The organism is Nonomuraea sp. IBHARD001 (genome assembly GCF_056106265.1).
Map to the genome: position 1 here is coordinate 7981148 of NZ_JBWBBW010000002.1, position 18793 is coordinate 7999940.

The following is an 18793-nucleotide window of genomic DNA, read 5'->3' on the forward strand; positions in this document are numbered from 1 at the left end:
GCTCAGCGCGCGACGCAGTCCACGATGTGGTCGTTGACCAGGCCGATCGCCTGCATGAGCGCATAGGCGGTGGTCGGCCCGACGAAGCGGAAGCCGTGCTGCTTGAGCTCCTTGGCCAGCGCCTTGGAGCCCGGTGTCACGGCGGGCACGTCGGCCATCGTCCTCGGCGCGGGCGAGCCGGGATCGGCGTGCCGCCACACCAGGTCCGACAGGCCGTCGGGCAGGTCGAGCGCGGCACGCGCATTGGCGACGGCCGCCTCGATCTTCGCCCGGTTGCGCACGATGCCGGCATCGCCGAGCAGGCGTTCGACGTCCTGCTCGGTGTAGGCGGCGACCTTCTCGACGGAGAAGCCGTCGAAGGCGACCCTGAAGTTCTCGCGCTTGCGCAGGATCGTCAGCCAGGACAGGCCGGACTGGAACGCCTCCAGGCAGACACGCTCGAAGACCGCGTCGTCGCCCTTGACCGGACGGCCCCACTCCTCGTCGTGGTAGGTCAGGTAGATCGGCGTCGAACCGGCCCACGCGCAGCGGACCGCATCGCTCACTTGCCGTCCTCGTGCGCCTCGCCCTTGCCCGCGAACACTTCGCCTTCCTGCGGCTTGTGCTCCTCCGGCTCGGGATCGGCCTCACGCAGCTCCAGGGCGTGCTCGGGGGCCTCCGGGGCGTGCTCGGTGCGGGGACCGGCCGAGGGGCCCGCGTAGACCTCCTGACGGGCCTGGAGGCGCCCGGCGAGCAACTCGGAGACGCGCTGCTCCAGCACCGCGATCCGGGTGTCGCGCGCGCTGATGGCGTCGGCGGCGTTGCGCAGGGTCTCGTCGACGCTCTGCGTGTGATACCCGACGAGATTGACGGGCAACTGCAGAGCCATGAAGTCGACGGCCGTGACCTGCCCGGGTTCGGGCAGGTCAAGCGGCGGAATGTCAGGCGGGAACTCGCTCAGCTCTCCGCCTCTGCCAAGGGATACCACGACCACGCAGGCCAGTACGGCGAGGGCGGCGATGGCGAGTACGACCAGCACATTGGCATCGTACTCGTACGATCAAGACATGAGGCCTGTAGTGCTGGCGCCCGGCGAGCCAATCGCGACCACCTGGAGCGCCGTGCGGCGCCCGTCCGAGGTCGAGGCGGTGACCGCTGCGGGCGGCATCGCTTTGGTCACGCTTCCTCCCGCCCTCGACGCCGCACTCGCCGCCGCCGCCGTCCACCGCTGGCACGGCACCACGGTGTTCGTCACCGCCGACCCCGCCCACGTGCCCCACGTACGGCAGGCCCTGGCCATGACCGACGCGCTGGCCGGCCGCCGCCCGCCCGAGGTGACCAGACGGGGTCTGGCCTGAGCGCGTCTAGCCCTCGCCGAGTTCGGAGACGCTCGGGGTGAGGGGGACGACCGAGCCCTCGATCTGCTCGAGGGCCTCGGTGACCGACGTGGTCCAGGAGACGGCGTCGAAGACGTTGGGGCGGGTGAAGCCCTCGTCGTACATGTTCTCGATGAGCTGGCGCAGGGGGGCGTACAGGCCCCAGGGGTCGAGGATGACCAGGGGGCGCTCGTGCAGGCCGAGCACCCGGGCGGTCCAGATCTCGAACAGCTCCTCCAGCGTGCCGATACCGCCGGGCAGGACGAGGAAGGCGTCGGAGCGCGCGTCCATGACGCCCTTGCGCTCGCGCATGTCCGCGGTGACGATCAGCTCGTCCGACTCGGTGTCGGCGATCTCGATGTCGACGAGCACCTGCGGGATCACCCCGATGGTGCGCCCGCCCGCCGCTCTGGCCGCCCTGGTCACCGCGCCCATGCACGAGACGGTGGCGCCGCCGCTCACCACGGTGTGCCCGCCCCTGGCGAGCGCGGCGCCGACCTCTGCCGCGAGGTCGGTGTACTTCTGATCAATCTTCTGACTGGACGCGAGGTACACACAGACGTTCACGACACAAGACCCTATTGCGGCTCGGCGTCGTGCTCCTCGACGGCTTCGCGTTCGAGGGAGCGCGCCTTGTCGGCGTCGGAGATGATCCGCACGGCCGTGTCGATGTCGTCGGTCAGGTGGATCAGGTCGAGGTCCTGCGGGGAGATCTTGCCGCTGCCCAGCAGGGCGCTCTTGATCCACTCGACCATGCCGCCCCAGAACTCGGTGCCCATCAGCACCACGGGGAAGGAGGTGACCTTGTGCGTCTGGACCAGCGTGAGCGCCTCGAACAGCTCGTCCAGCGTGCCGAAGCCGCCGGGCAGTGCGATGAAGCCGCAGGAGTACTTCACGAACATGGTCTTGCGGACGAAGAAGTACCTGAACTCGATCCCGAGGTCGACGTACTCGTTCATGCGCTGTTCGAAGGGCAGCTCGATGCCGAGGCCGACCGAGATGCCGCCCGCCTCGCGCGCTCCCTTGTTGCCCGCCTCCATCACGCCGGGCCCGCCGCCGGTGATCACCGCGTAGCCCGCCTCGGCCAGCGCCTTGCCGAGCTCGGCGCCCAGGAGGTACTCGGGCGAGCCGGGAGGCGTCCTGGCCGAGCCGAAGACGGTGACCGCGGGGGGCAGTTCGGCGAGCTGGCCGAAGCCCTCGACGAACTCGGCCTGGATCCTGAGCACGCGCCACGGGTCGGCGTGCACCCAGTCGCTGCTCTGCTGACGGTCGAGCAACCGCTGGTCGTGGGTGGATTCGGGGACCATGTCGCCGCGCATGACGGCCTGTCCCTGACGGCGCTCGGGGCGTTTCTGCTTCATGCGGTTCACGCTAGTGCCCCCGCCGAAAAAATCTTGGAAAAAGGAGGGAACCGGATTTCGACATGGCTGCGTCTAACAGCCGAGGGTGCTGCTCGGGACTGAAAGTGGCTTTCCCCGCCAAATGGCCGGCGAGGAAAGCCACTTTCTTTTGTGCCGAAGCCCCGCGCCGGCCCTACGCCGCGCCGCCGAGCCAGGTCAGCATCGCCTGCTCCGCCTCGTAGATCTTGCTCAGCTCGACGTATTCGCCCTGCTGGTGGGCCAGATTCGGATCCCCCGGCCCGTAGTTGACCGCGGGCACGCCGAGCGCCGAGAACCTCGCCACGTCCGTCCAGCCGAGCTTGGCCCTGGGCGTGCCGCCGACCGCCGCGACGAACGCCGAGGCCACCGGATGCGTCAGACCGGGCCGCGCGCCCGGCGCCAGATCGACGAAGGCGACCTCGAACCCGTCGAACACCGCACGCACATGATCCTGGGCCTGCTCCGGCGACAGGTCGGGCGCGAAGCGGTAGTTCACCGTCACCACGCACTCGTCGGGGATCACGTTGCCCGCCACCCCACCGCGCACGGCGACGGCCTGCAGACCCTCGTGGTACTCCAGGCCGTCCACCACGGGCAGCCGCGCCTCGTAGGCGTTGAGCCTGGCCAGCACCGGTTCGATGCCGTGCACGGCGTTGACGCCGAACCACGACCTGGCCGAGTGCGCGCGCTTGCCCCTGACGGTGATCTCGGCGCGCAGCGTGCCCTGGCAGCCGCCCTCGATCACACCGTCGGTCGGCTCCATCAGCACGGCGAAGTCGGCGGCGAGCCACTCGGGCCGCTCGCGTGCGACCCTGGTCAGCCCGTTGCGCTCGGCCTCGATCTCCTCGCAGTCGTAGAAGACGTAGCTGACGTCACGGTTCGGCCCGGGTAGCAGCGCGGCCAGCTTGAGCGCCACCGCGACGCCCGCCTTCATGTCGGAGGTACCGCAGCCGTAGAGCAGGCCGCCCTCGACCCGGCTGGGCAGGTTCGCGGCGATCGGCACGGTGTCGAGGTGCCCGGCGATGAGCACGCGCTCGTCCCTGCCCAGGGAGGTCCTCGCGATGACGGTCTCGCCGAGGCGCTCCACCTTCAGGTGCGGCAGGGCGCCGAGCGCCTGCGCCACCGCGTCGGCGAGCGGCTTCTCCGCGCCGCTCACCGACTCGATGTCCACGATCCGCGCGGTCAACGCGCCCACGTCCTGCGTCAAGTCCAGCATGGGACCCGAGCTTATCGGCGCACCTCGGCGCGGGCTCGTGCCCGCCGTACAGGAACGGGCGGGCCGATCTCGTGCGGTCAGGCGTTGACGCCGTGGCGGCGGAGCACGTCGTTGAGCTCCGCCTTGTCGTGGCGCTCGCCGGGCTCCAGGCGCTTGAGCACCAGCACGCAGGGCAGGCCGAACGTGCCGCCTGGGAACTCCTTCTGACGGGTGCCGCCGACGGCCACGCATCGGTCGGGGACGCTTCCCCTGCCGATCTCCTGGCCTGTCTGCACGTCGATGACCGGGATCGAGGCCGACAGGATGGTGCCCGCGCCGATCACCGCACCGGCGCCGACCCGGGCGCCCTCGACGATCATCGCCCGGCTGCCGATCAGGGCGTCGTCGCCGATCACGACGGGCACGGCGCTGGGCGGCTCCAGCACGCCGCCGATGCCCACGCCGCCCGACAGGTGGACGTTGGCCCCGATCTGGGCGCAGGAGCCCACCGTGGCCCAGGTGTCGACCAGGGTGCCTTCGCCGACATAGGCGCCGATGTTGGTGAAGGAGGGCATCAGCACCACACCGGGCGCCAGGTAGGCGCCCCAGCGCGCGATCGCGCCGGGCACCACGCGCACCCCGTCGAACGTCGTCTTCAGCGGCACCCTGTCGTGGTGCTGGAAGTCGCCCACCTGCGACCTGGCCATGCCGAGCAGCCGGAAGCCGAGCAGGATCGCCCGCTTGGCCCGCTCGTCCACGACCACGGCACCGCTCTCCTCCTCCAGCACGGCCACGCGGGCCGCACCCGTGTCGAGGAGATCGATCGCGCCGACCACGAGACCCCGGGCCTCGGCGTCGGCGGGTGACAGCTCGTCTCGCTTGTCCCACAGCTCGTCAATGACGGGGGAAATCGGGCTGACACGGTGTTGACTCATGGCCACGGACTCTATACGGGCGGGTAGGTTTTTCAGGGTGCGCCGCCGTTTCTCCATAGGGGTCATCACCATCGTCGTCATCGTCTCGATGCTCGCGGTGGCCATCGCCGTGGGGCTGTACAACCTGCTCACCCGGGCCGAGCCGTTCACGCTGGAGGCGCAGTGCTGGGCGCGTACCCCTGGCGGTGAGCTGACGCTCGACATCGAGCAGGCGCGAGTGGCCGCGACGATCGCCGCCGTGGCCGCGCGCAGGAAGCTGCCCGAGCGGGCCGTGGTGATCGCATACGCCACCGCGCTGCAGGAGACGAAGCTGCGCAACCTCGACTACGGCGACCGCGACTCCCTGGGGGTCTTCCAGCAGCGCGAGTCGCAGGGCTGGGGCAGGCCCGAGCAGCTGATGGACGTCGTCTACGCCACGGGCAAGTTCTTCGACGGCCTGGTCAAGGTCAGGAACTACCGCAAGGTCCCGCTGCACGAGGCGGCCCAGGAGGTGCAGCGCTCGGCCGACGGCTCCCTCTACGCCCAGCACGAGCCCGACGCCGAGATCCTCGCCGCCGCCTTCACCGGGCGCGTGCCGAAGGCCGTGCTGTGCTGGTACCCCCAGGACGAGAAGAAGTCGCCCCCTCCCCCGACCCCCGACAAGGCCCGCAAGGAGCTGAGCCGCGCCCTGGGCGCCAACGGCGAGGCCGCCGTCCCCACGACCAGGCGAGGCTGGCTCATCGCCGCCTGGTCGGTCTCACACGCCCAGAAGTACGGCCTGCGCAAGGTCACCTTCGCCGGGCAGACCTGGACGGCGAAGATCGGTCACGAGGGCTGGAAGGGCGCCTCGGGCGTCCCGGCCGAGCGCCGCGTCGACCTGACCTGACCTGACCTGAGTCGTCCTGACCTGAGGGCTCAGGCCTCGGGCAGGATGGTGATCGACCCGGGCGGCAGCGGCGAGGCGTATCCCGCGGTCCAGCCCTCGCCCTGGATGCGCTCGAAGGACAGCAGCCGCCCGTCGCCCGCACGGTAGTCGGCGAAGTCGATCAGCCCACGGTCCGGGTACCTCGTCTCGCCTTCGGACTTGAACGCGGCCGTGCCCCGCTCGATGGGGAAGAACTCGACGTCGTCCATGACCAGCATGCTCTTGGCCGGGACCATGCCCTGGGTCGGAACGGGCGTCCACAGCAGCACCTCGAGATGCGGCGGGTCGCTCGACAGCAGCCCCTGGCGTACCTCGACCGACAGCCACTGCAGCCGCCTGGCGCCGTCGTCGAGCGCGTACTCGACCCACTGGGTGCCCTGCCACGACGAGTGCAGCGCGCCGCGCACAAGGTAGCGCGAGCCTCTGCAGTCGATGCGGTCGCCGACCTTGATCGTGCGCGGGTCGGTGTAGTCGGTGCTGTGCTGGAGCACGGGCGGGAGCATGACCGGCGCGGCCAGGGGGTCGTCGAACATCGACGGCTCGGGCTGGGGCGTGGCCGGACGTGCCTTCCTGTCCTGGCGCGTGGTGGCGTAGAGGGCGCCGAGCAACAGCACGATCGTGGCGAGGCTCAGTGCGAGTACGACCGCCGAGGTCATGCCCATGCGCCGGGATCTTACTGGAGGCGACGCACCGCCGCACTGATGCGTTCGTCACTGGCCGTTACGGCAATCCGGATATGCCGCCCACCTGCGACTCCGTAGAAATCGCCCGGTGCGACCAAAATCCCGATTTCGGAAAGCGCCCTTACCTGGTCCCAGCAGTCCTCGCCGTTGGAGGCCCACAGGTACAGCCCGGCGGTCGAGTGCTCGATCTTCCATCCGGCCCGCTCAAGGGCGGGACGGAGCTCGGCCCGCCTGGCGGAGTAGCGCCCGCGCTGCTCCTCGGCGTGCGCGTCGTCGTCGAGCGCCGCCGCCATGGCGGCCTGCACCGGGGCCGGCATGATCATGCCCGCGTGCTTGCGCACCTCCAGCAGCCGCCTGACCAGCGCGGGATCACCCGTCAGGAACCCGGCCCGGTATCCGGCCAGGTTGGAGCGCTTGGACAGCGAGTGCACGGCCAGCAGGTTGTCGTGCGAGCCGCCACACACGTCCGGATGCAGGATCGAGATCGGCCGCTCCTCCCAGCCGAGCTCGATGTAGCACTCGTCGGACGCCACGACCGCACCGCGCTCGCGCGCCCACGCGACCACCTTGCGCAGGTGCTCGGCGGGCAGCACGCGGCCCGTCGGGTTGGAGGGGGAGTTCACCCAGACCAGCGGCACGCGCTCGGGCCCCGCGGCCAGCAGGCCGTCCGAGGCGAGCGGCGAGGCGCCCGCGATCCTGGCCCCGACGTCGTAGGTCGGGTAGGCCAGCTCAGGGAAGATCACCTGCTCGCCCGGCCTGACGCCGAGCAGCGTGGGCAGCCAGGCCACGAGCTCCTTGGAGCCGATCAGCGGCAGCACGTCCTGCTCGTCCACCGTGACGCCGTGGCGGCGGGCCAGCCATCCGGCCGCGGCCTCGCGCAGCCTCTTCGTGCCGTGGGTCAGCGGGTAGCCGGGACTGTCGGCCGCCTCGACAAGGGCCTGCCGCACGACCGCGGGCACCGGGTCGACCGGCGTGCCGACCGACAGGTCGACGATGCCGTCCTCGTGGGCCAGCGCCCGCTCCTTGTACGGCACGAGCCGGTCCCATGGGAAGTCGGGCAGGTTGTTCACGTGGGCCTCTCCGTCGACGGGCCGGCTGCGGGAAAGCCCGGCTGCGGGAAAAGCATCGCGCCCGGCGCGAACTACGGCGCGGCGGGCGCGATGCCTCAGGTCGTGGACCTGAACTCAGTGCTCCTCGGCCTGCGGCGGGAGAGCCGCCACGACCGCGTGGTCCTTCTCGATCTTGCCGACCTTCGAGGCGCCACCCGGCGAGCCGAGGTCCTCGAAGAAGTCGACGTTGGCCTTGTAGAAGTCCTTCCACTGCTCGGGAAGGTCATCCTCGTAGAAGATCGCCTCCACGGGACACACCGGCTCGCACGCACCGCAGTCCACACACTCGTCTGGGTGGATGTACAGCATGCGCTCGCCCTCGTAGATGCAATCGACGGGGCACTCCTCGATGCACGCCTTGTCCAGGACGTCCACGCAAGGCTGCGCGATGACGTAGGTCACCTCGGGCTCCTTCTTCCTCGCGCCTTGGCACGACTTCGACCGCGGGTTGCTACGCCTAGTATTGCCGTGCCTGCCAAGTGACCGGAACGGAGGGTGCCAAACTCATGGCCGCGCGGCTTGTTATCGCCATCACAAGAGCGGACATCGGCACCCGGATCACCACCCGGAGGCGGGTTCCCGGCGGCTTCCGCGATGCCGTCGGCATTCTCGTTTCCTGGGACGACGGCGTCATTCGAATTCGCAAACGCGACGATTCGCTCGTCGAGTTCGCCGAGGAGACACTCGTCGCCGCGAAGGTCGTACCGGCCGCGCCTCCTCGACCTGGGCGGATATAGCAGGTTGTATTCGAAGGGTGACTGTACGTACCTGCGCCGCCACCGCTGTAGCCGTGATCGCCGTGAGCGCCGGATGCAGCGCTCCCGCGACCGAGGACAAGGCGCTTCCGCCGATCAACGCCAGAGCCGCCTCCATGAAGGACGGCTTCACCACCATGGAACGCCTGGCCGAGGCCGCGAAGAAGGAGGGCGCGCTCAACGTCGTCGCCCTGCCGCGCGACTGGGTGAACTACGGCGAGATCATCGACACCTTCGCCGACAAGTACGACATCAAGGTCAACGAACTCGAACCCAACGCCAACAGCAAGCGTGAGATCGAGGCCATCGCGCAACTCAAGCCCGACGTGTTCGACCTGACCCTCGACGTCGCGCTCGCCCACTCCGACGCTTTCGCCCCGTACAAGGTCCAGGGCTGGAACGACCTGCCCGACAACATCAAGGACCACGACGGCGCCTGGTACGGCAGCTACGGCGCCTACATGTCGCTCGGGTACGACCCGCGCAAGGTCGCGGCGCCCGCCTCGTTCGCCGACCTGCTCAAGCCGGGCTACACGGTCGCGCTCGCCGGGGACCCGCTGCAGGCGGCATCGGCGTTCAACGGCGTGATGGCGGCCTCGCTCAAGGACGGCAAGGCCGACGCCGAACGCGGTCTGGCCTACTTCGCCGAGCTCAAGAAGCAGGGCAAGCTGACCGACCCGGCCAAGGCCACCGTCGTCGTCGACTGGGACAACCTCAACGCGGCCAAGGCGGCCAAGGCCATGGAGGAGGACGAGGAGAAGCCGGCCTGGAAGGTGACGATCCCGAAGGACGCGCCGCTCGGCGCCTTCTACGTGCAGGCCGTCAGCAAGAGCGCCACGCACCCGGCGGCGGCCAGGCTCTGGCAGGAGTTCCTGTTCTCCGACGAGGGCCAGAACCTGCTCCTCAAGGGGTACGTCAGGCCGGCGCGCGGCGAGGCGATGCTCATGAAGGGCACCCTCGACACCGAGACCGCCGCGAGCCTGCCACAGGCCCCCGCGCCGGTGATGCTGAGCGTCACCCAGACCGACAGCGCCAAGACCTACCTGCGCAAAGAGTGGAGTGGCCAGATCGGCGGATGAGCGGCATGTGTCAGTGGTGACTGATATGTCGTAGAGACATTCGGACTCTAGAGTGAGCACTCACGAAGAGTCCGGGGGGTCCTCGATGTCTCAGAATGTGAGCTGATCGTCTTGCGATACGACACACCGAGCTTGATGCGGTGGAACAGTCGCGCCTACGACAGCAGTTTCGGCTACGTCTCCGCCCAGGGCGCACCCCTGGTCGACCTGCTCGACCCGCAGCCGGGAGAGCGGGTGCTCGATCTGGGGTGCGGCACGGGGGTGCTGACCGCGGAGATCTCGTCGAGGGGGGCCCAGGTTCTGGGCATCGACGGCTCGCCCGCGATGATCGAGAAAGCTCTCGCACACTACCCCGGCATCGACTTCATCGTGGGCGACGGCCACGACTTCACCGTCGCCCGCGCCTACGACGCCGTCTTCTCCAACGCGGCCCTGCACTGGATGAACCGCGACCCCGACGCCGTCATCGCCAACGTGCACCAGGCCCTCGTGCCCGGCGGGCGCTTCATCGCCGAGATGGGCGGCTCGGGCAACTGCGCCGAGCTGACCGCGGCCATGTCCACCGCCTGGCGTGAGTACGGCCTGCGCGAGCCCGGCCTGCCCTGGTACTTCCCCTCACCCGCCGAGTACGCCCGCCGCCTGGAGAAGAACGGCTTCGCCGTGCGGCTGCTGGAGTACTTCGACCGGCCCACGCCGCTCGACGAGTGTCCCAGGGGCGCGGCCGACTGGGTGCGGATGTTCGCCGGGTCGTTGCTCGGCGGCCTTCCCGTGGACATGGTCGAGCCCTTACTCCAACGGGTCAATGAGCTGGCGGCACCCGCCCTGCGCCGGGAGACGGGTTGGATGGCCGACTATGTACGGCTACGCTTCGCGGCTGTCCGACGCTGAAAAGCTTGTGGTGAGCCGCTGAAGAGGGCCGGAACGAATGCGTGTGATTTGCCAGACGACGTGGGCGATTTGCCAGACTATGGTCTGTTCCGTTGGGTGGCGTGAGTTCGGCGGCGCCGCTCCTGCGGCGTGAGGGGCTGGTGAAAAACAGGATGAACTTCTCCCTGAGCGACCTTGTACCACCGCTGAGGTGGAGCGACGCGACCGCCATCACGCTGCTCACCGGCCAGCCGGGACTGCCCGACGCCTGGTGGCGCAGCCTGCCCATCACGCATGTGCTCGCGGCCATCGGGCCCGAGTCGCTGGGCGAGCTGGTCACCGAGATCGCGTTGGAGCACTGGCCCGCCGCCGCCGTCGGCGACGTGCTGCCCGCTCTGCACGTGCTCGACCCCGACGAGGCCGACGAGCCGCACGTGGCCATCGCGCTCGACCGGGTCGGCTCCTGGGCCGGACTGCTGGCGCTGACGCCTCGCGAGCTGATCGACCAGCCGTTCATCCAGGCGCGGGCGGTGCTGAACACCCTGTTCGCCGCCGTCCTGGTACGGCTCGCCCCGGCGTCCCACTTCGAGACGCCCGCGCCGCTGGCGCCCGTCGGGCCGCCGGTGGCGGCGGGCGCGGGCCTCGTGGCGGCTCCCGTGGCCAACGGGGTGGCCTCGCAGGGGCGCTCGGGCGGACGCGCGCGGCCCGCGGGCGCCGACGCGCCCGAGCCGGAGGGGCACCGCCTCGACGCGCCTTCGGGCGAAAGCCCTGGCTCGGGGGAAAGCCCCGCCTCGGGCGAACACCGCGCTTCGGGCGAAAGCCCTGTCTCGGGCGAACACCGTGCCTCGCGTGAAAGCCCTCCTGTCTCGGGCGAACGCCCTGCCGACGAGCTGCCGTCCGATCCGCTGGGCGGTCGCGCCGAGCGGCGGTCCCGGCGTTCGGCCGCCGAGGCGGCGGGCGTCGAGCGTGGAGACGTCCTGGACGAGGCGTCAGCGGCCCCTGAGCCGCCTCAGGCGCACGGTCCCGGGTCGCCGGTCTTCCATCCCTTCGGCGTGCCTCCACGAGGCTCTGAGGGCGCCCCCTCGCGTCCGGGTGACGACGTGTCGCACCGGTCGCCCGCCGAGCCGATCCCGGGCGAGCCCGCGCCGGCCCAGGAGCAGGCCCCTGAGCCACCCGCCGACGCCCTGGACCCGCTCTCCGACCCCCTGGGCCCTGTGGCGCCCCAGCTCTCCCTCGTCGAGCCCCTGCGCGACGCGGACATCCCCCAGCCGGAGCCCGTGCTGCTCCCGGTCGACCCCCTGGCGGCGCACGCCCAGGAGGCGGACCTGGGCGAACGGCCCGGCCCCGGGCCCAGGCTCGCCGAGCGCCTCCCTCCCGAACCGGCGCCCGAGCTGCAGTTCGGCCCCCAGCCGGGACCGCTGTTCGCCCAGCCCCCATCGCCCCTCGACTCCCCTGCCGACCTGGGACCGCCCACCATCGGACCGGCGAGCGAGGACCAGCCGCCGGTGCACGAGCTGGCCGCGCTCATCGAGGCCGCCTTCTCCGACCTGGACGACAAGAGCTGGGCCGTCGCCCAGAACCGTGTGTTCACCGACTCCCCTTCGGCCCCCGAGGAGCTCGCCAAGCTGTTCGCCGTGCCCCGATGGGAGATCGACGAGCTGGAGGCCGGGCTGCGCGTACGGCTGAAGCACTGGCTGGTCAGCGACGAGGCGGCGCCGTACCGGGAGCATCTGAACACGTTGCGCCGGACGCTCGGGCTGCACGCGCCCAAGGAGCGGCTGATCCAGGCGGCCGAGTGGCACTCGCTCGACATCAAGGCGCTGGACGTCCCGGCGTGGCAGTTCGTGCTGGCCACGCTTCCGGCCTCGCCGGGGCCCGAGGCGGGCGTGCCGGAGTTCCCGCAGGTGGCGGCGCAGGCCAAGGCGGTCAACGGCGGGTCGGACCCGGGCAGGCAGTTCCAGCCGCTCAAGGACGTCTCGCAGACCAGGCGCTGCTTCCGTCAGCCCGACGGGCGGTGGTGGCTGCGCGTGGACGTGGCGGCCGAGCACCTGGCGGGCGCCGAGTGCCCGCTGCCCAGCGGCTTCGCGGCCTACCTGGGCCTGTCGCCAGGCGACTCCCGTGTCGTCAGGAGCGCGGCGGGCGAGCTCACGCTGAGCTGGCACGGCAGGCCCGCCATCGAGTCGGTGCAGCGCCTGCTCGGCGACGTGGGCGCGAAGGAGGGCGGGCACCTGTTCCTCACGCTGTCGGACGAGGGCGTGCTGCGGGCCAGGCACCTGCCCGTCGCCTCGCAGAACGCCGAGCCGATCACCAAGGCGCTGCGCCTGGTCGGCTACACCGCGCCGGGAGGCACGCTCGACCAGGCGGCCAGGGTGATCGCCACCCGCATCGGCATGTCCGGTCCGGTGGCACTGCCCGACCTGCTCAACAAGCTCCGTGAGCGCGGAGACCGCGACCTGCTCTCGCTGCTGGGCTGAGCGTCATGCCGCGCCTCGCGATCTCTCCTGAGTTCCGCAGGGAACTCGGCGCACTGGCACCGCCGGTGCGCGGGGAGGTCGTGGTCGCGGTCAGGCGCTTCCTCGGCCATCTGGCCGCGGCCCCGCATCCCGAACGGGTCAGGGGCGGGCGCGATCCGAGGGTGGCCACGCTGCGTCTGGCCGATCGCCATCGGGGGGTCGTGCTCAGGCGCAACGACGTGTACTGGCTGCTGACCGTGCTGCCCGACGCCGAGGCCTGGCCCTACGCCCAGCGCCACGCCTATGGCGTCAACCCGTTGCTCGGCACCGTCGAGACGTGGGACGCCGAGTCGCTGGAACGGGCCGAACCGGCGCTGCGCAGGGCGGCCGGCGGTGCGCCGAGGCTGTTCGAGGGTATCTGCGACGCCGATCTTGCGGGGCTCGGCCTCGACGCCAGGCTGCTCCCGCTGATCAGGGACATCACCACCGAGGCGGACGTCGAGGCGCTCGAACCACTGCTCCCGCCCGCCCAGCACGCCCCGCTGGCGGCGCTGGCCGCCGGAGGCACACTGGCCGACGCGTGGCGCGCGGTGATCGCCTGGCGTACGGCGGGCGACCTGCCGGGCGAGGTCGACCCCGACGACCTGTACACGGCGCTGACCAGGACGCCGGGCGAGGCGGTCTTCGTGCACGACGACCACGACCTCGACCGTGTGCTGGAGCGGCCGGACTGGTGCACGTTCCTGTACCCGGCGCAGCACAGGCTGGCCAAGGCCGACGGCTATGCGCGCCCGGTGCTGGTGACGGGCGGCGCGGGCACGGGCAAGACGCTGATCGCCCTGCACAGGGCCGCCCATCTGGCGGCGAACGGGCGTGGGCCCGTGCTGCTGGTGACGTTCTCGCAGGGCCTGGCCGCCGATCTGGAGTCACGGCTCGACCTGCTGATCGAGGACGAGATCGTCCGCAAGCGCATCGACGTCGGCAATGTCGACAGGCTCGCCGTCCGTATCGTCGCCGAGGGCGAGGGCAGGCAGCCGGTCCTGGTCGGCACCGGGGCCAGGAGGCTGGCGCAGCTGACCGACGAGGCGCTCAGGCTGCTGGCCACCACGACGGGCGACCTGCTGGACGCCGGTCCCGAGCGCAAGCCGTACAACCATGTGGTGGTGGACGAGGGGCAGGATCTTCATCCCGCGCAGTGGCGGCTGCTGCGGGCCGCGGTGCCGCACGCTGTGGACGATCTGTTCGTGGTGGGCGATCCGCACCAGCGTGTCACCGACACGCGCGTCACGCTCGGCACGGTCGGCATCGCGGCCGGCCAGCACACGCTCGACGTCTCCTACCGGCTGCCGCACGAGATCCTCTCGTTCGGTGTGCGACTGCGTGGAGGCGGGCCGGAGTCAGGACTTGTCAAAGGCTTTCAGCAGTTGCACGGGCTGAGGGCGACACGACATGGGGAGCGGCCGATGATCAGGGCTTATGACACGCCCGAAGCGGAGCTTGCCGGAATGGTCGGCACGGTCATGGGCTGGCTCGACGACGGGGTGCCCGCGCACGAGATGGCCGTCGGCGCCCGCACCTCCGGTCTGGTCCGCGCGGCGCGCGAGGCGCTGCGTGCGGCCGGTCTGCTCGTACGGGCGAGCACACTGCACGGGCTCAAGGGGCTGGAGTTCGAACGGGTGGCGCTGATCGGCATCATCGCCGGTGTCGTGCCCGGCCCGCTTCCCGACGATCCGGCCCAGCGCGCCCGCGCTCTGCAACGCGAACGCGGGCTTCTCTATGTCGCCTGTACAAGAGCCAGGTCCGTTCTGTATTTATCGCATTCAGGCAGGGAAAGTCCTTTCCTGTCAGCCTGATCACATAGTCTCTGAACTGCGGATACTTTTTCCCTTTTGTCGGTTGGACCTCCATGAATCTGAGCCTGAGCGACCTCGCGCCTCCCCTGCGCTGGACCTCTCCAGCGCAGCTCGCGCCGATCGCGGACGACGCCCAACTGCCCGAGGCATGGTGGCAGGCGATTCCGCTCGACCTGGCCTGTTCGACGATCGGGACGCAGGAGGTGGCGGGCAAACTCGCCGACCTCTCCATGGGCGCTTGGGCCCACCTGGTGCTCGGCGACATCCTGCCGCTGCTCAGATTCTCAGACCCCGCCGAGAGCGAGCGCACGCCCGACACACTCGGCCGCGACGTCGTGCACAAGCTGTTCAGCAACGTCCTGGAGCGCCTGCTCGAACCCGCCGAGAGCCGGGGCGCGGGCGCCGCACAGCTGCGCAACGACCGGCCGGTGCCCGAGATCGTCGACGAGCTGTTCGCCGGGCTCGACGACCGGCAGCGCGCCATCGCACGCGACCGGCTCTACGCCCTGCAGCGGGCCACGCTCGACGAGCTCGCCCAGCGCTTCTCCGTCACCCGCGAGCGCATCAGGCAGATCGAACGCGACCTGCGCGACCACGTCGAGGCCTGGCTGGCCGGACCCGAGGCCGCGCCGCTCGCCGCACACCTCACCTGGCTGCGCGAGCGCCTCGGCACCGCCGTACCCCTGGAGGAGCTGGCCGCCGCCTCGCCGTGGCACGAGGCCGAGCTGCCCTCGCTCGGCATTCCGGCCTGGCAGTTCGTCCGCACGCTGCTGACCGGGTACGACCAGGCCGACGGGTGGCTGGTCAGCGGAGGCGCCGACGAGCTCAGGGAGAAGACCAGGCAGCTGTTCGCCGACGGGCCGCACCCGATGGCCGAGGCCGTCTCGCTGGCCGCGCAGCTCGGCATCCGCGAGGACGTCGCCGAGCGCTGGATCGTCGCCGTGCCCCAGCTGCGCGTGCTCGACACGCACGTCGTGCCGTGGCCGCGCAGTGTCAACGAGAAGGCCGAGGCCGTGCTCGCCGTGGCCGGGGAGGCGCTGACGCCCGAGGAGATCCAGGAGCGCATCGGCGAGGACTACAGCCTGGTCGGCATCCGCAACCAGCTCACCGCCGACGAGCGTTTCCGCCGGGTCGACCGCAACAAGTACGGCCTGGCGAGCTGGGGCGGCGAGGAGTACCTCGGCATCAGGGAGATGATCGCCCGCGAGATCGAGAGGGCGGGCGGCGAGGCCTCGGTCAACACCATCGTCACCAACCTGACCTCGCGCTACGACGTGTCGGAGAGCTCGGTTCGCGCCTACTCGGGCGGGCCCGGCTTCGAGCGCACCCAGCGGGGCTGGATCCGGGTGGCGGGCGCCTCACGCGAGGAGGCCGAGCCGTACCAGCCCCGCAAGGACGTCTCCGAGACCCGTCGCAGCTTCCGCAGCCGCGACGGGCGCTGGTGGCACCGCGTCGACGTCAACGCCGAACACCTCAGGGGCTCCGGCTCGCCGCTGCCCACGGGATTCGCCGCCCACCTCGGCATGGCGCCGGGCGGACAGCTCACCGCGTCCACGCCATCGGGCGATGTGGTGATCAGCTGGCACAACCAGCCGACGATGGGCTCGATCCGCAACGTGCTGTCCGACTTCAAGGCCGGGGACGGCGACCACGTGTTCCTGACCGTCTCCGACGGCGGCGAGCTGCTCACCAGGCACCTGCCCGCCGCGGCCGTCGGGCTGCCGCCGGTGAACCGGGCGCTGCACCTCATCGGGTACACCGCCCCGGTCTCCTCCGAGGCCGAGGGCATCAGGCTCATCGGGGCCAGAATCGGCCTGCCCGAGAACGCGACCCGCGACGAGGTCGTCGCCAGGCTGCGCGAACGCGGCGACCGCGACATCCTCGGCTTCCTGGGCGAATAGCCCTCGGCTTGTTGGGCGAACAGTTCTCGGCTTCCTGAGCGAACAGTCCTGGGCGAGCAGGACGCGAGGTAGGAGAACGGGAGCCGGTCGCCTAGGCTCGGAGGATGTTGCGGATCTACGACACGCGCACCCGCCGGGTCGAGCCGATCGCCCCCGCCAGGGCGTTGCGCATGTACACGTGCGGGCCGACCGTCTACAGGTTCGCGCACGTGGGCAATCTGCGCTCCTACCTGCTGTCCGACCTGATCAGGCGGGTGCTCGAACACCGCAAGGTCCGTATGGTCGTCTGCCAGAACATCACCGACGTCGGCCATCTGGTCGACGACGCCGAGATCGGCGAGGACAAGGTGCTGGCCCAGGCCAAGGCCGAAGGCAGGAGCTCGGCCGAGGTCGCGCGCTTCTACGAGCAGGCCTTCCGCCGCGACACCTCGCTGCTGAACCTCAGACCGCCCGAGCACACCCCCAGGGCGACCGAGACCATCGACCTGATGATCGAGCTGATCGTCAAGCTGATGGAGCAGGGCCACGCCTATGCCGTGCCCGACGGCTCGGTCTTCTTCGACGCCCGCTCCTTCCCCTCGTACGGCGAGCTGTCGGGCAACCGCCTCGACGACCTCAAGCCGGGCCACCGCGTCGAAGGCGTCGACGAGCGCAAGCGCTTCCACGCCGACTGGGCGCTCTGGAAGCACTCCCACCGCGAGCTGACCTGGGACACGCCCTGGGGCGGCAGGGGCTTCCCCGGCTGGCACGTCGAGTGCTCGGCCATGTCGCTGAACCTGCTCGGCGACTCCATCGACCTGCACACCGGCGGCATCGACCTGCGCTTCCCGCACCACGAGGACGAGCGCGCCCAGTCGGACTCGGCCGCCGGGCGCGAGGTCGTACGCCATTGGGTGCACGGTGAGCACCTGCTGTTCGACGGGCGCAAGATGGCCAAGTCGACCGGCAACGTGGTGCTGCTGAGCGACGTCGCCGACGCCGGACTCGACCCGCTGGCCGTACGGCTCGCCTTCATGGAGCACCGCTACCGCCAGCAGATGAACCTCACGTGGGACACCCTGCGCTCGGCCGACCGCACGCTGCGCCGCTGGCGGGCCCGGGTGGCCGAGTGGGCGACCCTGCCCAGCGCGCCGATGAGCAGGCCGTACGTGGAGCAGGCCGAGGCCGCGCTCGACGACGACCTCGACACGCCCGCGGCGCTGCGCGTGCTGCGGGCGCTGGAGAAGGACGAGGGCGTGTCGGCCGGGGCGAAGTTCGAGGCGTTCCTGCATCTCGACCACGTGCTCGGGCTGGATCTGTCGGTGGACATCGGGCGGGCGGGGGGTTCGCTGCCCGCCGGGGCCTCGGTGCTGCTGCAGGAGCGGGCGAAGGCCAGGGCGGCCAGGGACTGGGCGCACGCGGACCGGTTGCGCGAGGAGCTGGCCGACCTGGGGGTCACGGTGACCGACACGCCCGAGGGTCAGTCGTGGCGATGACGGGCCGGCTGTGGAGGCGTACAGGCGGGCGGACGGGCTAGCCGTAGAGGCCGCGGAGGCGTACGGACAGGCAGGTCACGCAGCCTTCGAGTTTTTCGTACTCGCCGATCTCCACCAGGACGGGGCGGTACCCGAGGTCGGCGAGCAGGGCGGCGCTGCGGGGCGCGCCGGTCGCCATGAGCAGGGCGTCGCCGCCCAGCAGGACGACGTGCGCGCCCGGTTCCTCCGGCATGTGGATGAAGCGCGGGAAGAAGCCGGGGTCGTCCACAGCCGGGGCGTATCCGATGATCGACCCGTCCGGCAGCGCGGTCAGCGCCGACTTCAGGTGCAGCACCTTGCTCAGCGGTACGGCGACCACGGTCGCGCCGATCGGCTCCAGGATCGCCCGCAGCTGGCGTACGCCCTCGGCGTTGGTCCTGCCGCCCCTGCCCACGTAGACGAGGTCGCCGACCTTGAGCACGTCGCCGCCGTCGAGCGTGCCCGGCGCCCTGACGCGGTTGACGGAGTAGCCGAGCTCGGTCACCACGCGTTCGGCCGCCTCGGTCTCCGGCCTGCGCGCCTCGGCGCCCGGCCTGGCGATCACCGCGACGTTGCGGTGGACGACCATCGTGTCCTCGACGAACACGCCGTCCGGGCAGTCGTCCGCCGGGGGTACCTCGATCGTCTCCCAGCCGTGCTCCTGGAGCGTGCGCACGTATCCGTGCCATTGCTCCAGGGCCAGGCCGGCGTCGACCGGCTTCCTGTCGATGTGGGACACGATGCCCTCGGCCAGCCGCGGGCTCGGCCTGCGGACCAACGCCTTCTTCGTCGCCATGCCCCCAGGCTCTCATCGCGTTGTCCACAGGGCTGA

19 protein-coding genes are annotated in these 18793 nt (G+C 70.8%); 9 read left to right on the forward strand and 10 right to left on the reverse strand.

Annotated elements, in window-relative coordinates:
* Nucleotides 1-2: 2 nt before the first annotated feature.
* Nucleotides 3-545, reverse strand: coding sequence for a DNA-3-methyladenine glycosylase I (locus ACTWNK_RS37920; protein ID WP_474309737.1), 543 nt, complete (start codon nucleotides 543-545; stop codon nucleotides 3-5).
* Entirely contained in the window at nucleotides 542-1018 is a 477-nt protein-coding gene (locus tag ACTWNK_RS37925) for a hypothetical protein (RefSeq protein WP_474309738.1), read from the reverse strand. The genes ACTWNK_RS37920 and ACTWNK_RS37925 overlap by 4 nt, the downstream gene beginning before the upstream one ends.
* Before the next feature lie 28 nt (nucleotides 1019-1046).
* Here ACTWNK_RS37925 and ACTWNK_RS37930 point away from each other — a divergent pair, with 28 nt between their 5' ends.
* Nucleotides 1047-1337 carry a hypothetical protein gene (locus tag ACTWNK_RS37930; protein WP_474309739.1) on the forward strand — a complete coding sequence of 97 codons (291 nt, stop codon included), beginning with the start codon at nucleotides 1047-1049 and terminating at the stop codon, nucleotides 1335-1337.
* 6 nt (nucleotides 1338-1343) lie between these two features.
* Here ACTWNK_RS37930 and ACTWNK_RS37935 read toward each other — a convergent pair whose 3' ends face one another.
* The 4 genes from ACTWNK_RS37935 to ACTWNK_RS37950 all read right to left on the reverse strand — a co-directional run bounded on the left by ACTWNK_RS37935 (nucleotide 1344) and on the right by ACTWNK_RS37950 (nucleotide 4864).
* Nucleotides 1344-1922, reverse strand: a complete 579-nt coding sequence (locus ACTWNK_RS37935) for an LOG family protein (protein ID WP_474309740.1) — start codon at nucleotides 1920-1922, stop codon at nucleotides 1344-1346.
* An 11-nt stretch (nucleotides 1923-1933) separates the two neighbouring features.
* Entirely contained in the window at nucleotides 1934-2716 is a 783-nt protein-coding gene (locus tag ACTWNK_RS37940; protein ID WP_474309741.1) for an LOG family protein, read from the reverse strand.
* 172 nt (nucleotides 2717-2888) lie between these two features.
* The gene (gene dapE / locus ACTWNK_RS37945; protein WP_474309742.1) at nucleotides 2889-3950 is read right to left on the reverse strand and encodes a succinyl-diaminopimelate desuccinylase; all 1062 of its coding nucleotides are present in this window, start codon (nucleotides 3948-3950) and stop codon (nucleotides 2889-2891) included.
* A gap of 77 nt (nucleotides 3951-4027) precedes the next feature.
* A complete protein-coding gene (locus ACTWNK_RS37950) occupies nucleotides 4028-4864 on the reverse strand; it encodes a 2,3,4,5-tetrahydropyridine-2,6-dicarboxylate N-succinyltransferase (protein ID WP_474309743.1) in 837 nt (278 codons plus the stop codon).
* A gap of 37 nt (nucleotides 4865-4901) precedes the next feature.
* Here ACTWNK_RS37950 and ACTWNK_RS37955 point away from each other — a divergent pair, with 37 nt between their 5' ends.
* Nucleotides 4902-5729 carry a hypothetical protein gene (locus ACTWNK_RS37955; protein WP_474309744.1) on the forward strand — a complete coding sequence of 276 codons (828 nt, stop codon included), beginning with the start codon at nucleotides 4902-4904 and terminating at the stop codon, nucleotides 5727-5729.
* 29 nt (nucleotides 5730-5758) lie between these two features.
* Here ACTWNK_RS37955 and ACTWNK_RS37960 read toward each other — a convergent pair whose 3' ends face one another.
* The 3 genes from ACTWNK_RS37960 to fdxA form a co-directional block, all read right to left on the reverse strand.
* Nucleotides 5759-6430, reverse strand: coding sequence for a DUF4178 domain-containing protein (locus tag ACTWNK_RS37960; protein ID WP_474309745.1), 672 nt, complete (start codon nucleotides 6428-6430; stop codon nucleotides 5759-5761).
* Between the two features lie 11 nt (nucleotides 6431-6441).
* Nucleotides 6442-7521, reverse strand: a complete 1080-nt coding sequence (gene dapC / locus ACTWNK_RS37965) for a succinyldiaminopimelate transaminase (protein ID WP_474309746.1) — start codon at nucleotides 7519-7521, stop codon at nucleotides 6442-6444.
* A 114-nt stretch (nucleotides 7522-7635) separates the two neighbouring features.
* Nucleotides 7636-7962, reverse strand: a complete 327-nt coding sequence (gene fdxA, locus ACTWNK_RS37970) for a ferredoxin (RefSeq protein ID WP_474309747.1) — start codon at nucleotides 7960-7962, stop codon at nucleotides 7636-7638.
* Between the two features lie 104 nt (nucleotides 7963-8066).
* Between fdxA and ACTWNK_RS37975 the strand changes: the two genes are divergently transcribed.
* The 7 genes from ACTWNK_RS37975 to cysS all read left to right on the forward strand — a co-directional run bounded on the left by ACTWNK_RS37975 (nucleotide 8067) and on the right by cysS (nucleotide 17943).
* Nucleotides 8067-8297, forward strand: a complete 231-nt coding sequence (locus ACTWNK_RS37975; RefSeq protein ID WP_474309748.1) for a putative acetyltransferase — start codon at nucleotides 8067-8069, stop codon at nucleotides 8295-8297.
* Nucleotides 8298-8314: 17 nt separating this feature from the next.
* Nucleotides 8315-9394, forward strand: a complete 1080-nt coding sequence (locus tag ACTWNK_RS37980) for an ABC transporter substrate-binding protein (RefSeq protein WP_474309749.1) — start codon at nucleotides 8315-8317, stop codon at nucleotides 9392-9394.
* Between the two features lie 135 nt (nucleotides 9395-9529).
* Nucleotides 9530-10282, forward strand: a complete 753-nt coding sequence (locus ACTWNK_RS37985) for a class I SAM-dependent methyltransferase (protein ID WP_474309750.1) — start codon at nucleotides 9530-9532, stop codon at nucleotides 10280-10282.
* Between the two features lie 152 nt (nucleotides 10283-10434).
* The gene (locus tag ACTWNK_RS37990) at nucleotides 10435-12735 is read left to right on the forward strand and encodes a hypothetical protein (protein WP_474309751.1); all 2301 of its coding nucleotides are present in this window, start codon (nucleotides 10435-10437) and stop codon (nucleotides 12733-12735) included.
* Nucleotides 12736-12740: 5 nt separating this feature from the next.
* Nucleotides 12741-14567, forward strand: coding sequence for a UvrD-helicase domain-containing protein (locus ACTWNK_RS37995; protein WP_474309752.1), 1827 nt, complete (start codon nucleotides 12741-12743; stop codon nucleotides 14565-14567).
* 53 nt (nucleotides 14568-14620) lie between these two features.
* On the forward strand, nucleotides 14621-16468 hold the full coding sequence (locus ACTWNK_RS38000) for a sigma factor-like helix-turn-helix DNA-binding protein (RefSeq protein WP_474309753.1): 1848 nt from the start codon (nucleotides 14621-14623) through the stop codon (nucleotides 16466-16468).
* A 104-nt stretch (nucleotides 16469-16572) separates the two neighbouring features.
* Nucleotides 16573-17943, forward strand: a complete 1371-nt coding sequence (gene cysS, locus ACTWNK_RS38005; RefSeq protein WP_474309754.1) for a cysteine--tRNA ligase — start codon at nucleotides 16573-16575, stop codon at nucleotides 17941-17943.
* A gap of 37 nt (nucleotides 17944-17980) precedes the next feature.
* Here cysS and ddaH read toward each other — a convergent pair whose 3' ends face one another.
* Nucleotides 17981-18757, reverse strand: coding sequence for a dimethylargininase (ddaH, locus tag ACTWNK_RS38010; RefSeq protein ID WP_474309755.1), 777 nt, complete (start codon nucleotides 18755-18757; stop codon nucleotides 17981-17983).
* Nucleotides 18758-18793: the final 36 nt, after the last annotated feature.